The following is a 21,235-nucleotide window of genomic DNA, read 5'->3' on the forward strand; positions in this document are numbered from 1 at the left end:
CCCGCGGGCTGCTGAGCGGCCTGGGTCACCGCCAACGCCTGCTCGGCCACCCCATCAGGAGTCGTGGTGTTCGGCGGGGCATCAAAGGGCGCCAACTGCGAGGCCGTGGCCGAAGCCGCCGCATAGCCATACATCGCCGCCGCATCCTGGGCCCACATCTCCATGTACTGCGCCTCGGTCGCCATGATCGCCGGCGTGTTCTGCCCGAAGAAATTCGTCGCGACCAACGTCGCCAACAACACCCGATTAGCCGCAATCACCGGCGGCGGCACCGTCATCGCAAACGCCGCCTCAAACGCCGCCGCGGCCGCCCGACCCTGACTGGCCGTGTCCTCGGCCAACCCCGCCACCGCAGAAAGCCAACTCACAAACGGCACCACCGCCGACACCATCGACGACGACGCCGGACCCACCCACGGACCCGACGTCAACTCCGCAATCACCGAGCTATACCCACTGGCCGCCGCAGCCACCTCAGCAGCAATCTCATCCCACGCCGCCGACGCCGCCATCAACGAACCCGAACCCGGACCCGCATACATCCGACCGGAATTGATCTCCGGCGGTAACGCCCCGAAGTCAAACACCTACGAACCCCCCGGCTCGAACCATGTGTTTCCCTCGCGAGTGTTTTAGATGGCTGGCTTCAAGCGATGCGCTTGCTTGCGAAGGCTAGAGCGCCGCCCCGTCTTCTCGCTGCCCGTGACTCGACGGTCCGGGTGGGAGGCGCCCCGTTCCAGCGGGTCAGCGGACAGCGCAACGGCCGGGCCGGCGGCCGCCCGCGTTCGCCGTGTGCACGCCTACCTGCGGGAACGGGTGCCGGGCGGATCACGGCCGATAAGCGATCCCGCGCAGCCGGGGCGGATCGACGTGGGCGCTGGACAAAAAATCCGGTCGCAATAAAGGCCGCGGCGATGCCGGCCCAGGCTGGGGCCGGCCGGGGGCGTGGGCAAGGCCTCCGCCGCGAGTCGGTTCTTGGGCGCAAACGCGAAACACGCTTTAGCGCAGCACTTTTCGCGCGCTAAAGCGTGTTCCTACGCTGCCGACCCGGAGGTTATCCGGCGAAGGGTGGGCGGGCCATGACGGTGGTGCGGCTCCGGCGGCAGCCAAGGCGCTGCCCGGTCTGGGTGGGCTCGGTGGTCTGCTCGGCGGCGGTGCCGGAGCGGTGCACCCGGCCGCGGCCATCGGCGGGGCGGCCTCCATCGGTGGCAAGTTGTCGGTGCCGGTGGCCTGGACCGGCGCCCCGGCGCTGCCGGCAATGGGCCACACCGCGGTCCCGGTCAGCGCGATCAGCGCCGCACCCGAGGCAGCCGGGGGACCGGGCAACCTGCTCGGCGGCATGCCCCTGGCCGGAGTCGGCAACGGCACCCACGCCGGCGCCGGCCCCCGCTACGGATTCCGCCCCACCGTCATGGCCCGCCCACCCTTCGCCGGATAGCCGGCTTCGGTCATTGCAGCACCGCGGTCAAAGGGTTAACAGAATGGGTTACACAAGGCTCGGTTCGCGGGCTCCCGACGGGGCTTCAGGGGGCCCGTCGGGCGGCCGTCGGCGGCCCATCCACCGGTTGCTAGCCGAGCGGCAGCGAATATTCGGCAACCAGATTTTTTCCGGTCCTGCCCTGCGACGCCAACCCGAGAAACTCGCACCAGCCACTTCGGAGACCGGGTTGGTCACAGTTTGCTGTAAGGGGAGGCGATCGAGGCGGGACGCTGTTACTCTGACGTTACTAAAAGTGAATTCGTCGTACCGTCACGTGAACAGTTGCAAACTGACGGCCTCCGAAACAGCTTCAGGGGTCGTTGTCATCTAGTCTCTGCAGAGTCGGGGATTGAACTAGGAGGGAACCAAGTATGTCGTTCGTGACCACACAGCCCGAGGCTCTGGCTGCGGCGGCCGGAAACTTGCAGGCCATCGGCTCAACGTTGAGCGCCCAGAACGCGGCTGCCGCCGCCCCCACGACCGGGGTGGTGCCCGCGGCCGCCGACGAGGTGTCGGCGCTGACGGCGGCGCAGTTCGCAGCGCACGCGCAGATGTACCAGGCGGTCAGTGCCCAGGCCGCCGCCATTCACGAGGCGTTCGTGAACACGCTGTCGACCAGCTCTGGCTCGTACGCTGCGACCGAGGCAATCAACGCAGCTGCTGCGGGCTGATCGGGTTGGCGGTTCGGGGTCTGGGACGGGACGTCTTCGACGTGCGCTCCAACCTGACCGCCCAGCTACCGATGATCTCGGGGGCTGACGGCCGGACAACTCAAACGCCGGAGTTCGGGTTTGACGTCCGTCTCACCGTGTTCCAACGACCGGTGGCCGCCGGCTGACGGGAAGGGGGGATCATTCTTTTGCATTCGGCACGGCGGTTCGCCAGCGCGTAACCGGTCCGGCCATCGTCGTCACCACAGCAGGTATCTGAGTAATCACGTAATAAGGAGAAAGCCACATGGCAACACGTTTCATGACCGACCCGCACGAGATGCGGGCGATGGCGGGCCGCTTCGAGGTGCACGCCCAGACCGTTGAGGACGAGGCCCGCAAGATGTGGGCGTCCTCGATGAACATCGCCGGCTCGGGCTGGAGCGGCCAGGCGCAGGCGACCTCGTACGACACCATGGGCCAGGTCAACCAGGCCTTCCGCAACATCGTCAACATGCTTCACGGTGTGCGCGATGGACTGATCCGCGACGCGAACAACTACGAGCAGCAAGAGCAGGCCTCGCAGCAAATCCTCAGCAGCTAGCGCTAAAAACCGCGGCTGCGTACCATTCCAGACATTAGGAGAACACCGTTATGACAATCAATTACCAGTTCGGCGATGTCGACGCCCACGGTGCCTTGATCCGCGCCCAGGCCGCGTCTCTGGAGGCTGAGCACCAGGCCATCGTTCGCGATGTGCTTGCTGCGGGTGACTTCTGGGGCGGTGCCGGTTCGGTGGCCTGCCAGGAGTTCATCACCCAGTTGGGTCGCAACTTCCAGGTGATCTACGAGCAGGCCAACGCCCACGGGCAGAAGGTGCAGAGCGCCGGCAACAACATGGCCAGCACCGACAGCGCCGTTGGGTCCAGCTGGGCCTAACCCCAACTTCAGGCGCGGCAGCACACCAGACATCGGTGTGCTGCCGCGTCCTGCGGTTACCGTGCACTTTGACCCCTTGAGGTATTGATGGACCAACAGACCGCCCGTACCGACATCACCGTTAACGTCGACGGCTTCTGGATGCTCCAGGCGCTCCTGGACATCCGGCACGTCGCGCCGGAGCTGCGGTGCCGGCCATTCGTCTCCACCGACTCGAGCGACTGGCTCAACGAGCATCCCGGCATGGCGGTGATGCGCGAGCAGGGCATCGTCGAAAACGATCAGGTGAACGAGCATGTGGCCGCACGGATGAGGGTGCTGGCCGCGCCGGACCTCGAGGTCATCGCCCTGTTGTCGCGGGGCAAGCTGCTATACGGCGTGGTCGACGACGAGAACCAGCCGCCCGGGTCGCGTGACATCCCCGACAACGAGTTCCGGGTGGTGCTGGCCCGTCGCGGCCAGCACTGGGTCTCGGCGGTACGGGTGGGCGGCGACATCACCGTCGACGACGTCGCCATCGCCGACAGCGCCTCGATCGCCTCCCTGGTGTTGGACGCCCTGGAGTCGATCCACCACGCGGAGCCCGCGGCCATCAATGCCGTGAACGTGCCGCTGGAAGAGATGCTGGAAGCGACCAAGTCGTGGCAGGAGTCGGGCTTCAACGTATTTTCCGGCGGCGACCTGCGGCGGATGGGCATCAGCGCCGCCACGGTGGCCGCGCTCGGACAGGCCCTCTCGGACCCGGCGGCCGAGGTCGCGGTGTATGCCCGTCAATACCGGGACGACGCGAAGGGGCCGAGCGCATCGGTGCTGTCGCTCAAAGACGGTTCCGGTGGCCGCATCGCGCTCTACCAGCAGGCGAGGACGGCGGGGTCGGGGGAGGCCTGGCTGGCCATCTGCCCCGCAACCCCCCAGTTGGTGCAGGTGGGCGTCAAGACGGTGCTGGACACGCTGCCGTATGGCGAGTGGAAAACCCACAGCCGGGTCTGACATAAGACGAAACATAAAGTTCACCAATGGCTTTGCACTCAACATGCGGTTGAGATGCCAACACGGCATACTTCTCTGAGAGATTCAGCAAATCTCAAACCACTGTCACCGAAGTTTTAATCGCAAGGCGGGGTAGATGGAATTCGGAATAGTCGGCCTGGACTTTCCCGGGGGCCGCAGCGCTCCGGAAGGTCGGCCGGCGCAGACTCCCGCCCGGTCGGCGGCACGGGGTTACACATTCACGACGGTAAGGGGTTCAGGGCGATGACTGCGGTAGTTGAAGCGCTACAGCCTGACGTTGAGGGTATTTCGCAGCCTCGGGCGGTCGTGGTCGGCGTTATGGCCGGTGCGGGCGTACAGATCGGCGTCCTGCTGGACGCCAACGCCCCCGTCTCGGTGATGACCGAGCCGCTGCTGAAGGTGGTGAACAGCCGGCTCAGGGAGCTGGGCGAGACCCCGCTGGAGGCGACGGGCCGCGGCAGGTGGGCACTGTGCCTGGTTGACGGCACCCCCTTGCGTGCCACCCAGTCCCTGACCGAACAGGACGTCTACGACGGCGACCGGCTGTGGATCCGGTTCATCCAGGACACCGAGCACCGCTCGCAGGTCATCGAGCACATCTCCACCGCCGTCGCGGCAAATCTGAGCAAGCGGTTCGCCGCGATCGACCCGGTCGCCGCGGTGCAGGTCGGCGCGTCGATGGTGGCGGCCGGGGTAACCGCCGCCTCCGGCTTGCTGCTCTGGTACCGGTGGCACCACAACTCCTGGCTGCCTACGGCGTACTCCGCGGTGATCGCCGCGGTGGTGCTCGGCGTCTCCCTGATGCTCCTGATGCGGGCGCGCACCGACCAGGATCGCCGTATCGCCGACATCATGCTGCTGAGCGGCCTGGCGCCACTCACGGTCTCCGCGGCGGCGGCCCCGCCCGGCGGAGTAGGGTCCCCCCACGCCGTGCTCGGCTTCGGCGTTCTCACCATCGCGGCGATGCTCGCGCTCCGGTTCACCGGTCGGCGCCTTGGGCTCTACACCGCCCTGATCACCGTCAGCGTGGTCACCGCGATCGCGGCGCTGGCCCGGATGGTCGCGATGACCAGTGCCGTGACGCTGCTGACCAGCGTCGTCCTGCTGTGCGTGCTGGTGTACCACACGGCGCCCGCCCTCTCGCGGCGGTTGGCGGGCATCCGCCTGCCGGTCTTCCCGTCGGCGACCAGCCGGTGGGTGTTCGAGGCTCGGCCCGACCTGCCCACCACCGTGGTCCGCTCCGACGGCGGCCCCCCGGTCCTCGAGGGCCCCGCGTCCGTCCGCGACGTCCTGGTGCAGGCCGAACGCGCCCGCTCCTTCCTGACCGGCCTGCTGATCGGTCTCGGCGTGTTGATGGTCGTCTCGTTGACGGCGCTGTCGGACCCGCACACCGGTCAACGATGGCTGCCGCTCCTGCTGGCCGGCTTCAGCGCCGGGTTCCTGATGCTGCGCGGACGCTCGTACGTCGACCGCTGGCAGGCGATCACCCTGGCCGTGACCGCCGTTCTCATTGTCGGCGCGGTCGTGGTGCGCTACGCGCTCGTCTTGCAGTCGCCCCTGGCGGTGTCGATCAGCGCGGCGATCCTGGTTCTGCTCCCGGCGGCCGGCCTTACGTCCGCGGCCGTGGTGCCGAACACCATCTACAGCCCGCTGTTCCGCAAGTTCGTGGAATGGATCGAATACCTCTGCCTGATGCCGATTTTCCCGCTGGCATTGTGGTTGATGAATGTCTATGCAGCAATCCGCTACCGGTAGTAGCAAGGTGTGGCGAGGGCGCGCATCCGCTGCGGCCCTCGCCGCAATCTTGCTCGCCTCAGGAGCATTGGCCGGCTTGCCGCCCGCCTCTGCGATTTCGCCGCCGACGATCGATCCCGGCGCGGTGCCGCCCGACGGCCCGCCCGGACCGCCGGCGCCGATGAAGCAGAATTCCTACTGCACCGAGGTCGGGGTGCTGCCCGGCACGGACTTCCGACTGCAGCCGAAGTACATGGACATGCTGAACCTGCAGGAGGCGTGGCAGTTCGGGCGCGGTGCCGGCGTGAAGGTGGCCGTCATCGACACCGGCGTGAGCCCGCATCCCAGGTTTCCGCACCTGATCCCCGGCGGGGATTACGTCATGGGCGGTGACGGGCTGTCGGATTGCGACGCCCACGGCACGATCGTGGCCTCGATGATCGGCGCCGCGCCGGCGAACGGCGCGGGGGTGCCGCCGGCCGCGCCGCGCCGCCCGGTCACCATCCCCACCACCGAACCGCCGCCGAAGGCGCCGCCGCCCCAGACCGTGACGTTGTCACCGTTGCCGCAGACCGTGACGATGGTTCCGCCTCCGCCGCAGGACCAGCCGGCCCCCGGACCTTTCGGCGCGCCGCCGGCGCCCGCGCCTCCGGCGGCGCCTCCGCCCGGTAACGGTCCGCCGCCAGGACCGGCGCAGCCCGGCCAGGCCCCGGCGGCCGGCCACGGCGGCGGCACGGTGACGATCCCGAGCTACTCCGGTGGGAGCCACGTCGTCGGGGTTGACTACCCACGCCCGCTGGATCCGCCGCCACCCCCGCCGCCCGCGCCGCCGGCGCCGTCGGCCGGCCCCGATGCGTTCAGCGGTGTCGCGCCTGACGTCGACATCATCGCGATCCGTCAGTCCAGCCAGGCCTTCGGCCTCAAGGACGCCTACACCGGCGACGAGGACCCGCAGACGCGGGCGAAGATCGACGGTGTCCAGACGATGGCCCGGGCAATCGTGCACGCCGCCAACATGGGCGCGCAGGTCATCAACATCTCGGATGTGACCTGCATGAGCGCGCGCAACATCGTCGACCAGCGCGCCCTCGGCGCGGCGGTGCGCTACGCGGCGGTCGACAAGAACGCCGTCATCGTGGCCGCCGCGGGCGACACCAACAAGAAGGACTGCAAGCAGAACCCGCCGCATGATCCGTTGCAGCCCAACGATCCTCGCAACTGGAACTCGGTCACCACCGTCGTGACGCCGTCCTGGTTCAGCGACTACGTCCTGACGGTTGGGGCGGTCGACGAAGACGGCCGGCCGCAGACCGGGGGTCAGGGTCAGGGATCGACGAGCGTGGCCGGCCCGTGGGTGGGCATCGCCGCGCCGGGCACCGACGTCGTCGGTCTGTCCCCGCGCGACGACGGCGTCATCAACGCGATCGACGGACCGGACAACACGTTGCTGGTTCCCTCCGGCACCAGCTTCTCGGCCGCGATCGTGTCCGGCATCGCCGCGCTCGTCCGCGCCAAGTTCCCGCAGCTGTCGGCATACCAGGTCATCAACCGGTTGACTCGCACCGCCCGCGCACCGGCGCGTGGCGTGGACAACCAGATCGGCCACGGCATCGTCGATCCTGTGGCGGCCCTGACGTGGGACGTACCCGAAGGACCGTTGAAGCCCCCGCAGCAACTTTCAGCGCCGCTGAACATTCCGAGGCCCGCTCCGCACCGGGATATGGTGCCAGTGTGGGTGGCCGGCGGAGGCTTGCTCGCGGCGCTGCTGATCGGTGGGGGCGTGTTTGGTACGGCGATGCTGATGAAGCGATCGCGGAAGCAGCAATAAGGGCGGAGCAGTAACAGTCATGAAAGCTCAGCGCAAACTCGGGTTGTCGTTGACTTGGCCACGGGTCACCGCGGTGTTCCTTGTCGACGTCGCCATCTTGGTGGTGGGCAGCCACTGCCCGGAGTCCTGGCAGGGCACCTATCGCATCGCGTTCTGGGTGGGCGTCGGCCTGGCGGTGCTGGTCGCGCTGCTCTCCCTGGTCACCTATCACGGCGTCACGGTGACCTCGGCGTTGGCCACCTGGCTATGGGACTGGTCCGCCGACCCGGGGACGGCTCTGGGCGCCGGCTGCACGCCGGTGCTCGACTACCAGCGCAAGTTCGGGCGCGACAAGGTCGGCGTGCGCGAGTACGAGGGCCAGCTGGTGTCGGTCATCGCGGTGAACGGTGGTGACGACGACCCGTCGTCGCGCCACCGGCACCGGAACTCGTCGCCTACCCTGCTGGTGCAGGCTGTGGCTGATGGCTTGCGGCAGTTCGACATTCACCTCGATAACATCGACATCGTGTCGGTCAAGGTGCGCCGCGGCGGCAACGCCGCCGAGTTGTCGAAGCTCGACGACTGGGGCCCCGAGGAGTGGGAGGTGGCCAACGGGCAGCCCACCTCGTACGTTCGCCGCACCTGGCTGGTGTTGCGGATGAACCCGCAGCGCAACATCGCCGCCGTGGCGGTCCGCGATTCGCTGGCTTCGACCTTGGTGGCGGCCACCGAGCGGCTGGCGCAGGACCTCGACGGAATCAATTGCGCCGCAAAGCCTTTGACCGCCGAGGAGATCACCGAGGTGGACCGCGCGGTGCTGGCGGATCTGGAGCCGACCTGGAGCCGGCCCGGCTGGCGCCACCTCAAGCACTTCAACGGCTTCACCACCAGCTTCTGGGTGACGCCCGCCGACCTCACCACCGACACCCTCGACGAGCTGTGGGAGGCGGACACCGTCGCCACGGTGCTGACGGTCCGGCTCACCGCCCCCGCGGGCCGGTCGCAGGTGTCGGCCTGGGTGCGCTACCACACCGAGAAGCGGCTGCCCCGGGACATCTCCGCCGGCCTCAACCGCCTCACCGGACGCCAGTTGGCCGCGGTCCGCGCCAGCTTGCCCGCCCCCGCGACACACGCCACGCTCGTCGTGCCGAGCCGTGCCGTGCGTGACGACGACGAGCTCACGCTGTCGGTCGGCCAGTTGCGAGAGAGCCCGGCGGGCGTGCCTGTGGCGCAATGACGCGCCCGCAATCGACCGCTGAGGGCGCCCGCAACGCGATGGTCGCCGGCCTGTTGGCATCGGGGATATCGGTCAACGGGCTGCAACCCAGTCACAATCCTCAGGTCGCGTCGCAGATGTTCACCACGGCCAGCAACCTGGACCCCGGCATGTGCGACGCCTGGCTGGCGCGGTTGCTGGCGGGGGAGCGCAGCATCGAGGTGCTCTCCGGCGCGTGGGCGTCGATCCGGACGTTCGGATGGGAGACGCGCAGGCTCGGGGTCACCGACCTGGAGTTCCGTCCCCAGGTTTCCGACGGGCTGTTCCTCCAGCTGGCCGTCACCAGCGCCGAGTCGTTGGCGTGTGCCTACGCGGCCGTCCTGGCCGAGGCCAAACGCTACGAGGAGGCGTCGGAACTACTCGACGGGGTGGAACCGCGCCAGCCCTTCGAGCAGGAGCTGGTCGACTACGTGCGGGGCGTGTTGTATTTCCGCACCGGACGCTGGCCGGATGTGCTCAACCAGTTCCCCGAGGGCAAGGTCTGGCGCCAGCCGGAGCTCAAGGCCGCCGGCGCCGCGATGGCGACGACGGCGCTGGCGTCACTCGGCGTCTTCGAGGAAGCATTGCGGCGCGGCCAGGACGCCGTCGAGGGTGACCGGGTGCCGGGCGCGGCCAACATCGCCCTGTACACCCAGGGCATGTGCCTGCGGCACCTGGGCCGCGAAGACGAGGCCGTCGAACTGTTGCGCCGGGTGTATTCGCGGGATCCGAAGTTCACCCCGGCCCGGGAAGCGCTGGACAATCCGAACTATCGGCTGGTCCTGACGGACCCGGAAACCATTGAGGCGCGGACGAATCCATGGGATCCGGATAGCGCACCCACCCGCGCCGAGACGGAGGCCGCTCGCCACGCGGAGGAGGCCGCGAAGTACCTCGCCGAAGGTGACGCGGAGCTCAACGCGATGCTGGGGATGGAACGGGCCAAGCGGGAGATCAAGCTCATCAAGTCGACGACGAAGGTGAACCTGGCGCGCGCCAAGATGGGCCTCCCCGTGCCGGTGACGTCGCGCCACACCCTCTTGTTGGGTCCGCCCGGAACCGGTAAGACGTCGGTGGCGCGAGCCTTTGCCAAGCAGCTGTGCGGCTTGACGGTGCTGCGCAAGCCGGTGGTGGTGGAAACCAGCCGGACCAAGCTGTTGGGTCGCTACATGGCCGACGCGGAGAAGAACACCGAGGAGATGCTCGAGGAAGCCCTGGGCGGGGCGGTGTTCTTCGACGAGATGCACACGCTGCACGAGAAGGGGTACCAGCAGGGCGACCCCTACGGCAACGCGATCATCAACACGTTGCTGCTGTACATGGAGAACCATCGCGACGAACTCGTCGTCTTCGGTGCGGGTTATGCGAAGGCGATGGAGAAGATGCTCGACGTGAATCAGGGTCTGCGCCGGCGGTTTTCGACCGTGATCGAGTTCTTCAGCTACACGCCGGACGAGCTTGTCGCGTTGACCCGGTTGATGGGCCAGGAGAACGAGGACGTTATCACCGAGGAAGCCGCCCATTCTTTACTGCCGTCCTACACCCGGTTTTATCTCGACGAGAGTTACTCCGAAGACGGCGACCTGATCCGCGGCATCGACACCCTCGGTAATGCCGGATTCGTGCGCAACGTGGTGGAGAAGGCCCGCGATCACCGCAGTTTCCGCCTGGACGACGAGGACCTCGACGCGGTGTTGGCCAGCGAGGTCACCGAGTTCAGCGAGCGTCAACTGCTGCGGTTCAAAGAGCTGACCCAGGAGGATCTCGCCGAGGGTCTCAGCGCCGCAGTCGCCGAGAACAAGTCGACTTAGTTCGGTTCCGGCGCTTGTGCGCGGGATGCGGGGAATCTGGATCCCGCGGCCGGCACGAGCGACCGCCAGTACGAGACCGCCCGCCATACGCGTTCCATGTGAGCGTCATGCCGCGGTCTGACGGGAAAACCGTTGCGGCAAGCGGCCAGCGAGTCGATGCGCCACGCGCGGAAGCCGGTGAGTGGGCCGGCTTCGGCGGTGACGGATCGTGGTCGAGAACTACGCGTCGTCGGCAACGTCGCGACCGTCGAATCCGGGGTGGCAAGCGGGTGCGAAAACGACCATGACCAGGAGAAACCAGCTCCCAGGAAACTGTCAGCAGCTAATCAGCGGCGCGACAGCATACCCGTTTTACCCTTCGTGTTGATGAACGGCAGGGGTACGCAATGGCAATTAATTATCAGTTCGGCGACGTAGACGCGCACGGCGCCACGATTCGCGCTCAGGCGGCGTGTCTGGAGGCTGAGCACCAGGCCATCGTTCGCGATGTGCTTGCTGCGGGTGACTTCTGGGGCGGTGCCGGTTCGGTGGCCTGCCAGGAGTTCATCACCCAGTTGGGTCGCAACTTCCAGGTGATCTACGAGCAGGCCAACGCGCACGGGCAGAAGGTGCAGAGCGCCGGCAACAACATGGCCAGCACCGACAGCGCCGTCGGTTCGAGCTGGGCGTAATTGCGTCTGAGACCGAGGTAATTAGTTCGGGCCGACACGCGAGCCATGGTGCGAGCGTTAAGCCGCCGCCATTCGCGGCATCGCCCCGCATGCGGGCATTTTGTTGTTTTTAATATGGCTTGAGGAGGTTGCGGCTCACAGCTATTGCAACAAATTCAAATAATGCAGCGAGATCGGCCGAAGTGCGATTCGGCTGATTAACGCTTTCGGGGGGTATCGCGGTTTACCAGTTCTGTGTGAACCGTTGCTCTGCGTCGCTATGAGACGCTTAAGCAGGCAATAGTTGAATTTGGTAGATAGCTGTCTGCGGACAATCCTCACACCAGTCGGCAGTGCGATGACATTCACTTTTTACATTCCGTAAACGCGGCGGGAACGCGGGCCGAATACTTTTCGCTCACGATGATCGTATATTGATTGAGCCGTGTTCGACTTGAGCCGGACGTCAATCTTGTCGGGGATATCAGCTAAGGAAGAGAATGGTCCGTTGTCTGCAGCATGCGAAATAAGCCCATGTCTTCTGTAGCCGATTTCATGTGTTTCCTTAGAACCGCGGCGCGGATGCGGCCGAGGCAGCAAGGCCGCGCCTACCATGGCGGCCACTTGCGGGACCGGAGGTAGTAGATGCTGGATTTCGGGGCGCTTCCGCCGGAGATCAACTCGGGGCGGATGTATGTTGGTGCGGGCTCGGGCCCGCTGCTGGCCGCCGCGGCGGCCTGGGACGAATTGGCCGCAGAGTTGCAGGCCGCGGGCGCGTCGTACAACGCGACCATCGAAACGTTGGCGACCGGGCCCTGGACGGGCCCTTCGTCGATGGCGATGGCGTCCGCCGCGGCGCCATACGTGGCGTGGATCAACGCCACCGGTGCTCAGGCCGAGGCGGCCGGCGCCCAGGCCAAGCTGGCCGCGGGCGCCTACGAGGCCGCGTTCGCGGCCACCGTCCCACCACCGGTTATCGCGGCCAATCGCGCCCTGCTGGCGGCCCTGATCGCGACCAACATCCTCGGCCAGAACACGCCGGCGATCGCCGCCACCGAAGCGCAGTACATGGAGATGTGGGCACAGGACGCCGCCGCTATGTACGGCTACGCGGCATCGTCGGCGACCGCGTCGCAGCTGACACCGTTCGCCGAGCCGCCCCAGACCACCAACGAGTCGGCCGGGCCGATGCAGGCGGCAGCCGTCACCCAGTCGAGTGCACAGTCGAGCGGCAACACCGCCGCGCAGCTGTCCCAGCTGAGCACGACGATGCAGACCGCGGTCAATGCCGGCAACGCGGCTCCGAACGCCGGCACGACCGGGACCGGCCTCACCACCGGAATCGGACAGAACCTCGACTACTGGAACAACATCTGGTCGGTGCTGACGGGCCCGTATTCCCCTCAGTCGTGGAGCAGCGTCCCGGGCGGTCCGTTCCTGTCCTTCGGTCAGGCGTACGCGTGGGGTCAGAACGGCCAGAGCGCCGCCGCCTACTTGTCCGGCCCGAAGGCAATCACTGGCGCTCTCGCCCCGCTGACCAGTGGCTCGAGTGCGGTGAAGCCGATGCTCAGCTCCGCCGTTGGGCCCGTGTCCGGATCCATGGGGGAGGCGCGCGTGATCGGGAGCATGTCGGTACCACAGGGCTGGACGCAAGCGGCTCCGGCGATTCGAACGATCGCCCAGGTGCTGCCTACCAACCTGGCCGCCGCGCCCGCCGCGCTGGCTGGCGAAGAGGGCGTCTTCAGCCAGATGGCCCTGTCCAGCTTGGCGGGACGCGCGATTGCCGCCAGCGCGACCCACTCCGTCGGAGGCACCGCCGCGGCGGCCGGCGGGCTGGGCGGCGCGGTCGCCGAGGCCGATCCCGCCGCGGCCACCATCATCGTGATCCCTTACATCGAGGAGTGACCGCGATGACCGCCACGCACAGCAGCCCAGCACCGTCGACCCAAGCGCCTGAGTAAGGGGACAGCAATGTTTTACGGAGCCTTTCCGCCGGAGTTCAACTCGGGCCGGATGTACACCGGGCCGGGAGTGGGTTCACTGGTGGCCGCCGCGACGGCCTGGGAGAACCTGGCCACCGAACTGCAGTCCACCGCCACCGCCTATTCCGGGGTGATCTCCAGCCTGACTACTGGGCCGTGGGTGGGCCCGTCATCGGTCGCGATGGCGTCCGCGGCGTACCCGTACGTCGCCTGGATGCAGCAGACCGCCGCCCAGGCCCAGGAAGCCGCGAGCCAAGCGTCCGCGGCGGCGGCGGCCTACGAGACGGCGTTCGCCGCCCACGTGCCGCCTCCGGTGATCGCGGAAAACCGCGCGCTCTTGGCGCAGCTGATGGCGACCAACCTGTTCGGGCAGAACACGGCGGCGATCGCCGCCACCGAGACACAGTACGGCGAAATGTGGGCCCAGGACGCCGTGGCCATGGACACCTACGCCAGTTCGTCGGAGGCGGCCACCCGATTGACCCCGTTCGCCGAGCCGCCGCAGACCACCACCGGCGCGGGCACCACGACGCAAGCGGCCGCGATGAGCCAATCCGCGGGCACGTCGGCGGGCAGCGTGGCGTCCACCATCAACTCGGCGGCCACCTCGCTCACCGCGGGCCCGGGCAACCCGATCCTGGCATGGCTCTCGCAGCTGGCCACCCAATACAACACCGCGATCACCACGTTCTTGAAAGGCTTCGGCACGACTCCCGCCGGCACCCCGCTGATCACCGCCATGTACAACGCGGTCAAGGTGCCGCTCGGGCTGACCACACAGTTCAACGACGTTGGGTTGCTGATCAACTTTCCCCTGTCGCAATGGCTCAAATTCGCCCCACCTATCGCGTATGGGGCGTTGCCGAAGGATGCCCTGGGGGCCGGCCTGGGGGTGCTGGGCTTCGGCCGGGGGACGCTGTACGACGCGATCAGCCCGGCGGCGGGCTTTGCGCGCGGCACTTTGGTTGGGCAGTTGACCGTGCCGCCCAGCTGGGCCTCGGCCACACCAGCCATCAGGACGGTTGCCGCCGCGTTGTCGGCCGCCGGACCCGAGGCCGTGCCCGCGGCCGCCCTGGGCGAGGGCGGCCTGTTCAGTTCGATGGGGATGGCGGGAATGCTGGGCAGCGCCCTCGGCGCAGGCGGACCGACCGTGGTGGGCGCCAGCGTGCGCAACCGGATGAAACCGATCAAGGACCTCAAAGACAAACAATCGCCGGAACAACTCAAGCGTCTGGTCGCGCAGATATCGGAAAAACCCGAAACCGTCCAGCACCACAATGTCGACCCGGAGGGGCTCGACGCCCTGCTCGAGCAGCTGGCGAAGAAGCCCGGCATCCACGCGGTGCACCTGAAGAAGGGAGACAAGTCCAAGGTCCTGCCCGCCGATGCCCAGTTGGGTTGAGGGGCAAGGCCATTCAGAATCCAGGTGTGGTCTGTCAAACGGTCTGGCAGCAACGCCTCCGATCCTCTTGCCGCCGCCATGAAAGAAGGTAGGTAATGAAACGGCTGCTGGCGCCACTGGGCGCTTTCCTCGTAATCGGACTGGCCGCACCGGCATACGCGGATCCGCCGCCGGTGCCGGACGGTGACGACGGCGCGTTCCTCTCGGCCCTGCATCAAGCCGGCTTCACCTTCGCCAGCCCAGACGCAGCCGTCGGGGCGGGCCGGGCGGTGTGCTCGTGCTTGAACAACGGCGAGTCCGGCCTGGAGCTGGTCCACGACGTCAAGATGCACAACCCGGGGATGGACATGGAGATGGCTTCCAACTTCGCGATGATTTCCGCGAAGTACTACTGCCCGCACCACCTCAGCAAAGCCTGACCCGCTCCGGCCGAGTTGAGCTGAACGATAAGGCGATTCAGCCGTGATTCCGCGCTGCGCTCGACCGGCCGTCGTGAGACAATCCTCGGCTATGAGGCTGCTGGTGGCTCTGCTCGGCGTCTGGGCTGGGATCGGGCTCGCCGCGCCGGCCTACGCTGATCCGGACACCGGTGCCGTCGACGAGTCGAGCTTCCTCGCTTCGCTGCGGAGCGCTGGCATCACCTACAAGACGCCCGACGCGGCCGTCCAGTTCGCCAGGGCCGTGTGCGAGTCGATGAACAGCGGCGAGTACGGGCCCCAAATGGTGAGCGAATTGCAGGCGCAGAACCCCGGACTCACCGCCGATCACGCGACGTCGTTCCTGGCGATCGCCGCGAAATACTATTGCCCTCAGAAGCTCAGCGCGCGATAGCGCGGCGCCCGTCCTGACCGCGGCGCAACGGCAAGGCGCCCCACAGGTTTCGCGCGCATTGCCGTATCGCATCCGGTTCGGTTGGGGTCCACCCGCTGTTCACCTGGGCCTGATTAGCTGCGGCTGCGCCCGGATGGTCATGAGGGGAAGGAGTGCCGATGGAGACGCTGAGCGTCGCCGACTTCGCGCTCCGGCTCGCCGTCGGAGTGGGCTGCGGCGCCCTGATCGGCCTTGAGCGGCAATGGCGGGCGCGCCGGGCCGGCCTGCGCACCAACGCGCTGGTGGCCGGCGGCGCGACGTTGTTCGTGCTGTACGCCGCCGCCACCACGGACACCAGCCCCACCCGGGTCGCGTCTTACGTGGTGTCCGGCATCGGGTTCCTCGGCGGTGGCGTGATCCTGCGCGAAGGGGTGAACGTCCGAGGCCTCAACACCGCCGCCACCCTGTGGTGCTCCGCGGCCATCGGCGTCCTGGCGGCCTCCGGGCACCTGGTCTTCGCGTTGATCGGTACGGGGACCGTCATCGCCATCCACGTCTTCGGGCGCCCGCTTGGCCGGCTGATCGACCGCGACAACACCGGCGACGAAGACGAAAGCCTGCGGCCATATCTGGTGCAGGTGGTCGCCCGCCCGAAACACGAGAAATACGCGCGCGCCCAGATCGTGCAGCACGCGAGCGGCAACGACATCACGCTGCGCGGCATCCACACCGCGCACGCCGGCGACGACGAGGTCACCTTGACCGCTCACCTCCTCATGGACGGGGACGCCCCGTCCCGGCTGGAGCGGTTGGTCGCGGAACTCTCCCTGCAGCCGGGAGTCCGTGCGGTGCAGTGGTACGCCGGCGACGAAGCGCAGTCCGACCGCTAAGGACGGGGCTGCAGCTCCGGCGCGGCGGCCGCCAGTAGGTCGGCGCGGTCGCCGCTCAGCGGCGGGTAGATCCGCCGGGCGTTGATCGTCCGCTTCGTCTCCTTGGCCCGCGCGCCGCTCGACACGACCACCCGGTCCCACCCCTCGGTGTAGACCGCGCCGGCCGGCCCGAGGTCGAGAACCGTGACATACCAAGGGATTCGGAGTGGCAGGAGCGGCTCTCCGAACAGGTCGCTGATGACGTTGTACCCGGCATAGCGGCCCATGGGGCGGCCGTGTTGACACGACATGACCGACAGGTGGTCGTCGTCCATGCGCGCGGCGGCGACATCGCCCGCGGCGAAGACCTCGGGCACCCCGATGACCCGCAGGCAGTCATCGACGGGCACCCGACCCAGGCCGTCGCGCGCCACCGGCAGCTGCTCGGTCAGCGGGCTGGCCCGCATGCCGGCACACCACACCACGGTGGCCGCCGCGAGGCGCTCGCCGGAGGTGAGGTACACACCGTCCTCGTCGATCGCGGCAACACCCACTCCCGCCCGGGCTTCGACGCCGTTGGCCGATAGGGCCTCTTCGATCACCGGGCGCGCCCAGGCGCCCATGTCGGAGCCGATCCGGCTGCGATCCAGCAACACCACCCGGGGAGCAATGCCGGTCGCGGCGAACAGCCGCCGCAACCTGTCCGGCAGCTCGCAGGACACTTCTATCCCGGTCAGCCCCGCCCCGACCACGACGACGGTGCCGGCCGCGGGCGTGGGCGAATCGTCGGCCAGCCGGCGGAGGTGGTCCCGCAGCGCCAGCGCTCCGTCATAGGTGTCCACGTCGAAGGCGAACTCCCGCACGCCCGGTAGGGCCGGTTTGGCCACACGGCTGCCCGACGCCAGCACCAGCCGGTCGTAGGCGTACGTCGCACCGCCCGCCGTGGCGACGGTGCGGGCGTCGGTGTCGATGGCGGTCACCTCGGTGGCGACGTGTGCCACCCCGACGGGGTCGAGCAGGTCGGCGAGCGGGATGCGGCACGGGGTCAGGTCGGCCTCGTAGTTGCGCACCCGGATGTCGTGGAACGGCCGGGCGGCCAGCACCGTGATGTCGACCGTGCCCGCCGGAATGGCGAGCTCGTCGAGCCGGCGGGCGGCCCCGAGCGCCGCCCACAACCCGGCGAACCCCGAGCCGATCACCACCACAGCGCTCAACGCTCGACACCTCACGTCGGTCGATCCCGTCACCACAGTGTGGGCCGCATGCCGGACCAAGGCGACCCGGCGGTGCGGCCAGTCGTCGTAGTCTTATGCCTGTGAGTGCGCTTTCAGAGTTCGTGACCGCCCTGCCCCCGCAGCTGCGGGATCCGGTGCTGCTCGCCATTCCCTTCTTCTTGCTGCTGTTGACGCTGGAATGGTCGGCGGCGCGCAAGCTGGAAAGCATCGTCGGCGACGCCCGGCCGGCGTCCGGCGCGTACTTCACCCGCGACGCGATGGCCAGCATCTCGATGGGTCTGGTTTCGGTGGGCACCACCGCCGCGTGGAAGACACTGGCACTGTTCGGCTACGCCGCCCTGTACGCCTACGTGGCGCCCTGGCACCTCTCGGTCGGCCGTTGGTACACCTGGGTGATCGCGCTGGTCGGCGTCGACCTGCTGTACTACGCCTACCACCGGATCGCGCACCGGGTGCGGTTGATCTGGGCGACGCACCAGGCCCATCACTCCAGCGAATACTTCAACTTCGCGACGGCCCTGCGCCAGAAGTGGAACAACAGCGGCGAGATCCTGATGTGGGTTCCGCTGCCGTTGCTGGGGATACCGCCCTGGATGGTGTTCTTCAGCTTCTCGATCAGCCTCATCTACCAGTTCTGGGTGCACACCGAGCGGATCGACAAGTTGCCGCGGCCGTTCGAGTTCGTGTTCAACACCCCGTCGCACCACCGCGTGCACCACGGGATGGACCAGATCTACCTCGACAAGAACTACGGCGGAATCCTCATCATCTGGGACCGGCTGTTCGGCAGCTTCCAGGCCGAGCTCTTCCGGCCGCACTACGGCCTCACCAAGCGGGTCGACACGTTCAACATCTGGAAGCTGCAGACCCGCGAATACGTCGCGATCGCCCGCGACTGGCGTACGGCGACTCGGCTTCGCGATCGCCTGGGCTACGTTTTCGGGCCGCCCGGTTGGGCGCCGCGCGGCGCGGAGCAGGCCGAGGCGGCCGTTGCGGTGGCGACATCGACGTAACGCCGGTGACGGACGGCGCGAAGACTTCTGCGTAACGCAAAGTCACGCCGTAATCTCAAATCGGTCGAGATTTGGCCCCGACGGATCGGAGTACATGGTGCGTCGCCTGGCAATGCGCGCATTCATCGCGTCGGTCACCGCGGCCGCGCTCGCGCAGTGGCTGCCGCTTGCGCCGGCCGAAGCGGACCCCGTTGTGGTCTATCCGGGCATGGAGATCCACCAGGGCAACCGCGTCTGCACGCTGGGCTACGTCGATCCCGGCATGAAGATCGCCTTCACCGCGGGGCACTGCCGGGGTGGCGAGGGGGTCGTCACCGACCGCGGCGGAGCGGTCATCGGCCGGCTGGCGGCCTTCCGGGACAACACTCCCAGCGGGACGACGGTGGCGACCGACCAGTTGATCACCGACTATGAGGCGATCGTGCTGGACAACGGCGTGATGGCGAACAACGTCCTGCCTGGCGGACGTCAACTGATTTCGAACCCGGCGGCGGCGCTGGCACCCGGGCAGGCGATCTGCCATTTCGGCGTGAGCACCGGCGAAACATGCGGGACGGTGGAGAGCGTGAACAACGGCTGGTTCACCATGTCGCACGGCGTGCAGAGCCATAACGGCGACTCCGGCGGCCCGGTGTATCTGCCTTCCAGCGCCGGTCCCGGGCTGCTCGTGGGGATCTTCAACAGCGTGTGGGGTGATTTTCCGGCCGCGGTGTCGTGGCGGGCGACGTCCGAAGAGGTCCGTGAGGATCTCGGGGTGGCGCGGGGCGCTCGGTAGGCCCTTCAGCGGGTCGCGTCGGCCGCCGCGAGGGCGAACACCGGGATGGTGGGCGCGACCGCGCGGAATTGCTCGTCGGTGCTGTCCGGGGTCAGCCCGGCGACGTAGTCCTTCACCTGCCAATACCAGCGGTCGAGGTAGCGTCGCAGCAGCTCCGGTTTGGCCGCGTCGGCGACCTCGCTGACTCGGGCGCGCCGCCGGCGCCAGCGGGGGCCCGTCTCGATGACCCCCGCGGCCCGCACGTTGCGGGCCCACTGGGTGTTGCCGCGGGGTGAGACCAGGTAGTCCACGCCGTCGACGGTCAGCACGTTGATGACCACCGCACGCGGTTTACCGCTCTTGCGCCCGCGGACGCGCAGCGCACGCGTCCCGGCGATGCTGACACCCATCTCGGCGAGCCAGCGGATCACCGCGTTGGCGGCGCGTGCGGCCCCGTTCGGTTCTTCGTATCGCGTGGACATGTCGCGTCCTCTCTCGCAATCTAACGAGAGCACTGCTCTCTTTGCCCGCGACACTGCCACAGTCCTGGCCGGAAAGCAAGAGCGGTGATCTCGGTTGTGCCAGACTGGCCGCGTGGGCAAACGCCAGGACACCCGGGAGCAGACCGAGGCGCGCATCATCGAGCTGGGTCGCCGGCAGCTGGTGGATCGTGGGGCGGCCGGATTGTCCGTGCGCGCGATCGCCCGCGACCTCGGCATGGTGTCGTCGGCCGTGTACCGGTACGTGTCCAGCCGTGACGAGTTGCTGACGTTGCTGCTGGTCGACGCCTACTCGGATCTGGCCGACGCCGTGGACCGCGCACGCGAGACGGTCGGCGAGCTCTGGAGCGACGATGTCATCGCGATCGCCCGCGCGACCCGGCGATGGGCCGTCGCGCACCCCTCCCGCTGGGCCCTGCTGTACGGCAGTCCGGTACCCGGCTACCACGCCCCGCCAGAGCGCACGGTGGTCGCGGGAACCCGGGTGGTGGCGGCCTTCTTCGACGCCGTTGCATCCGGGATCGCCACCGGGGACATCAGGCTGACCGATGTCGTTGCCCCACAACCGATGTCGTCGGACTTCGAACGGATTCGCCACGAGTTCGGTTTTCCCGGCGACGACCAGGTGGTCGCCAAGTGCTTTCTGCTGTGGGCCGGGGTGCTGGGAGCGATCAGCCTCGAGGTGTTCGGGCAATACGGCAGTGACACCCTGACCGACCCCGAGGCGGTGTTCGACGCGCAGCTTGGGCTGCTGGTGGACGTGCTGGCCCGGCACTGACGGGTCGGCCGGGCGAATTAGAACATGTTCACCCGGCTTTCACAGCGGCGCGCCGGCCCGCGACGGCAAAGTTTTCGCGGCCCTTTCTGGCAGCCGAGGCACTGGACTATCCTGCGAGACGATGACCCTTCCCGTTCAATCGCCGACGCAGATCGCGTGGGTTACCGCCGACCTGGATGCCACCGAAACCGCCCTCACCGGCTTGTTAGGTGTGCGCAAGTGGGTGCGGATACCCGAGGTGCACTTTGCTCCGGACGCCTGCAGTTACCTCGGCAAGCCGGCCGATTTCGTCGCCAGCATCTCGTTGAGCTATCTCGGTGACATGCAGCTGGAGCTGATTCAGCCGGTCAGCGGGGAGAACATCTATAGTGACTTTCTGCGCGAATCCGCGCCGGGTCTGCACCACATCTGCATGGAGGTCGAAAGCCCCGAGCAATTCGACGCGACATTGGCCGAGGCGGTGGAGTTCGGGGCCCCGGTGGTGCAGCAGGGCGTGATGCCCGGCGGCATCCAGTTCGCCTATGTGTCGGCGCCCCAGGCGGCAGTCCCATTCGT

Annotated in this window: 21 protein-coding genes and 1 pseudogene; 19 read left to right on the plus strand and 3 right to left on the minus strand. The window is 67.7% G+C overall.

Going from position 1 to position 21,235, the window contains the following annotated elements:
* Window positions 1-587, minus strand: a 587-nt coding sequence (locus A5704_RS20960) for a PPE family protein (protein ID WP_156669877.1), incomplete at its 3' end; no start/stop codon positions are given.
* A gap of 488 nt (window positions 588-1,075) precedes the next feature.
* On the opposite strand from A5704_RS20960, the pseudogene A5704_RS20965 reads away from it, so the two are divergent.
* The 15 genes and pseudogenes from A5704_RS20965 to A5704_RS21035 form a co-directional block, all read left to right on the plus strand.
* Window positions 1,076-1,438, plus strand: a pseudogene (locus A5704_RS20965) (PE/PPE C-terminal domain-containing protein); the annotation flags it as partial.
* A 413-nt stretch (window positions 1,439-1,851) separates the two neighbouring features.
* Entirely contained in the window at window positions 1,852-2,151 is a 300-nt protein-coding gene (locus tag A5704_RS20970) for a PE family protein (RefSeq protein WP_047324320.1), read from the plus strand.
* Between the two features lie 286 nt (window positions 2,152-2,437).
* Window positions 2,438-2,734: a WXG100 family type VII secretion target gene (locus A5704_RS20975; protein WP_007168951.1), complete on the plus strand. Its 297-nt coding sequence runs from the start codon at window positions 2,438-2,440 to the stop codon at window positions 2,732-2,734.
* 50 nt (window positions 2,735-2,784) lie between these two features.
* Window positions 2,785-3,069, plus strand: coding sequence for a WXG100 family type VII secretion target (locus tag A5704_RS20980; RefSeq protein ID WP_046184805.1), 285 nt, complete (start codon window positions 2,785-2,787; stop codon window positions 3,067-3,069).
* An 87-nt stretch (window positions 3,070-3,156) separates the two neighbouring features.
* Window positions 3,157-4,059, plus strand: coding sequence for an ESX secretion-associated protein EspG (locus A5704_RS20985; RefSeq protein WP_055405688.1), 903 nt, complete (start codon window positions 3,157-3,159; stop codon window positions 4,057-4,059).
* Between the two features lie 264 nt (window positions 4,060-4,323).
* Window positions 4,324-5,835, plus strand: a complete 1,512-nt coding sequence (gene eccD / locus A5704_RS20990; protein WP_067757190.1) for a type VII secretion integral membrane protein EccD — start codon at window positions 4,324-4,326, stop codon at window positions 5,833-5,835.
* Window positions 5,813-7,642: a type VII secretion-associated serine protease mycosin gene (locus A5704_RS20995; protein WP_067757186.1), complete on the plus strand. Its 1,830-nt coding sequence runs from the start codon at window positions 5,813-5,815 to the stop codon at window positions 7,640-7,642. The genes eccD and A5704_RS20995 overlap by 23 nt, the downstream gene beginning before the upstream one ends.
* A gap of 19 nt (window positions 7,643-7,661) precedes the next feature.
* Window positions 7,662-8,858, plus strand: a complete 1,197-nt coding sequence (gene eccE / locus A5704_RS21000; RefSeq protein ID WP_067890845.1) for a type VII secretion protein EccE — start codon at window positions 7,662-7,664, stop codon at window positions 8,856-8,858.
* Window positions 8,855-10,687, plus strand: coding sequence for a type VII secretion AAA-ATPase EccA (gene eccA, locus A5704_RS21005; protein ID WP_067757181.1), 1,833 nt, complete (start codon window positions 8,855-8,857; stop codon window positions 10,685-10,687). The genes eccE and eccA overlap by 4 nt, the downstream gene beginning before the upstream one ends.
* Before the next feature lie 386 nt (window positions 10,688-11,073).
* Window positions 11,074-11,358, plus strand: coding sequence for a WXG100 family type VII secretion target (locus tag A5704_RS21010; RefSeq protein WP_067757178.1), 285 nt, complete (start codon window positions 11,074-11,076; stop codon window positions 11,356-11,358).
* Window positions 11,359-11,982: 624 nt separating this feature from the next.
* Complete coding sequence (locus tag A5704_RS21015) at window positions 11,983-13,242, plus strand: PPE family protein (RefSeq protein WP_067890848.1); 1,260 nt, start codon at window positions 11,983-11,985, stop codon at window positions 13,240-13,242.
* A gap of 66 nt (window positions 13,243-13,308) precedes the next feature.
* Window positions 13,309-14,721 carry a PPE family protein gene (locus A5704_RS21020; protein ID WP_067890851.1) on the plus strand — a complete coding sequence of 471 codons (1,413 nt, stop codon included), beginning with the start codon at window positions 13,309-13,311 and terminating at the stop codon, window positions 14,719-14,721.
* Between the two features lie 95 nt (window positions 14,722-14,816).
* Entirely contained in the window at window positions 14,817-15,140 is a 324-nt protein-coding gene (locus A5704_RS21025; RefSeq protein WP_067757168.1) for a DUF732 domain-containing protein, read from the plus strand.
* 91 nt (window positions 15,141-15,231) lie between these two features.
* Window positions 15,232-15,552: a DUF732 domain-containing protein gene (locus tag A5704_RS21030; RefSeq protein WP_067757165.1), complete on the plus strand. Its 321-nt coding sequence runs from the start codon at window positions 15,232-15,234 to the stop codon at window positions 15,550-15,552.
* A 158-nt stretch (window positions 15,553-15,710) separates the two neighbouring features.
* Window positions 15,711-16,421, plus strand: a complete 711-nt coding sequence (locus tag A5704_RS21035; RefSeq protein WP_067757163.1) for an MgtC/SapB family protein — start codon at window positions 15,711-15,713, stop codon at window positions 16,419-16,421.
* Here the strand turns inward: A5704_RS21035 and A5704_RS21040 are convergent.
* Window positions 16,418-17,614, minus strand: coding sequence for an NAD(P)/FAD-dependent oxidoreductase (locus tag A5704_RS21040; RefSeq protein WP_067890854.1), 1,197 nt, complete (start codon window positions 17,612-17,614; stop codon window positions 16,418-16,420). The two genes, A5704_RS21035 and A5704_RS21040, sit on opposite strands and share 4 nt — an antisense overlap.
* A 101-nt stretch (window positions 17,615-17,715) precedes the next feature.
* Between A5704_RS21040 and A5704_RS21045 the strand changes: the two genes are divergently transcribed.
* Both A5704_RS21045 and A5704_RS21050 read left to right on the plus strand, forming a co-directional pair.
* Window positions 17,716-18,648: a sterol desaturase family protein gene (locus A5704_RS21045; RefSeq protein ID WP_067890858.1), complete on the plus strand. Its 933-nt coding sequence runs from the start codon at window positions 17,716-17,718 to the stop codon at window positions 18,646-18,648.
* Between the two features lie 94 nt (window positions 18,649-18,742).
* Window positions 18,743-19,423, plus strand: a complete 681-nt coding sequence (locus A5704_RS21050; protein WP_067757154.1) for a hypothetical protein — start codon at window positions 18,743-18,745, stop codon at window positions 19,421-19,423.
* A gap of 5 nt (window positions 19,424-19,428) precedes the next feature.
* On the opposite strand, the gene A5704_RS21055 is transcribed toward A5704_RS21050, so the two are convergent.
* Window positions 19,429-19,884, minus strand: coding sequence for a nitroreductase/quinone reductase family protein (locus A5704_RS21055; RefSeq protein ID WP_067890861.1), 456 nt, complete (start codon window positions 19,882-19,884; stop codon window positions 19,429-19,431).
* Between the two features lie 112 nt (window positions 19,885-19,996).
* Here A5704_RS21055 and A5704_RS21060 point away from each other — a divergent pair, with 112 nt between their 5' ends.
* Window positions 19,997-20,680, plus strand: coding sequence for a TetR/AcrR family transcriptional regulator (locus tag A5704_RS21060; protein ID WP_197499050.1), 684 nt, complete (start codon window positions 19,997-19,999; stop codon window positions 20,678-20,680).
* Between the two features lie 121 nt (window positions 20,681-20,801).
* The coding region (locus A5704_RS21065; protein WP_067890866.1) for a VOC family protein at window positions 20,802-21,235 on the plus strand (434 nt) is incomplete at its 3' end.

The organism is Mycobacterium sp. E735 (assembly GCF_001666955.1).
Taxonomy (GTDB): Bacteria; Actinomycetota; Actinomycetes; order Mycobacteriales; family Mycobacteriaceae; genus Mycobacterium.

Excerpts from the sequence above, each read along its gene's own strand:
- A5704_RS21050 (WP_067757154.1), top strand. The coding sequence starts at position 18,743 with ATGGTGCGTCGCCTGGCAATGCGCGCATTCATCGCGTCGGTCACCGCG.
- eccD (WP_067757190.1), top strand. The coding sequence starts at position 4,324 with ATGACTGCGGTAGTTGAAGCGCTACAGCCTGACGTTGAGGGTATTTCG.
- A5704_RS20980 (WP_046184805.1), top strand. The coding sequence starts at position 2,785 with ATGACAATCAATTACCAGTTCGGCGATGTCGACGCCCACGGTGCCTTG.
- A5704_RS21055 (WP_067890861.1), bottom strand. The coding sequence starts at position 19,884 with ATGTCCACGCGATACGAAGAACCGAACGGGGCCGCACGCGCCGCCAAC.
- A5704_RS21025 (WP_067757168.1), top strand. The coding sequence starts at position 14,817 with ATGAAACGGCTGCTGGCGCCACTGGGCGCTTTCCTCGTAATCGGACTG.
- A5704_RS20985 (WP_055405688.1), top strand. The coding sequence starts at position 3,157 with ATGGACCAACAGACCGCCCGTACCGACATCACCGTTAACGTCGACGGC.
- A5704_RS21030 (WP_067757165.1), top strand. The coding sequence starts at position 15,232 with ATGAGGCTGCTGGTGGCTCTGCTCGGCGTCTGGGCTGGGATCGGGCTC.
- A5704_RS21035 (WP_067757163.1), top strand. The coding sequence starts at position 15,711 with ATGGAGACGCTGAGCGTCGCCGACTTCGCGCTCCGGCTCGCCGTCGGA.
- A5704_RS20995 (WP_067757186.1), top strand. The coding sequence starts at position 5,813 with ATGCAGCAATCCGCTACCGGTAGTAGCAAGGTGTGGCGAGGGCGCGCA.
- A5704_RS21020 (WP_067890851.1), top strand. The coding sequence starts at position 13,309 with ATGTTTTACGGAGCCTTTCCGCCGGAGTTCAACTCGGGCCGGATGTAC.
- A5704_RS21015 (WP_067890848.1), top strand. The coding sequence starts at position 11,983 with ATGCTGGATTTCGGGGCGCTTCCGCCGGAGATCAACTCGGGGCGGATG.
- A5704_RS21010 (WP_067757178.1), top strand. The coding sequence starts at position 11,074 with ATGGCAATTAATTATCAGTTCGGCGACGTAGACGCGCACGGCGCCACG.
- A5704_RS20970 (WP_047324320.1), top strand. The coding sequence starts at position 1,852 with ATGTCGTTCGTGACCACACAGCCCGAGGCTCTGGCTGCGGCGGCCGGA.
- A5704_RS20975 (WP_007168951.1), top strand. The coding sequence starts at position 2,438 with ATGGCAACACGTTTCATGACCGACCCGCACGAGATGCGGGCGATGGCG.
- eccA (WP_067757181.1), top strand. The coding sequence starts at position 8,855 with ATGACGCGCCCGCAATCGACCGCTGAGGGCGCCCGCAACGCGATGGTC.
- eccE (WP_067890845.1), top strand. The coding sequence starts at position 7,662 with ATGAAAGCTCAGCGCAAACTCGGGTTGTCGTTGACTTGGCCACGGGTC.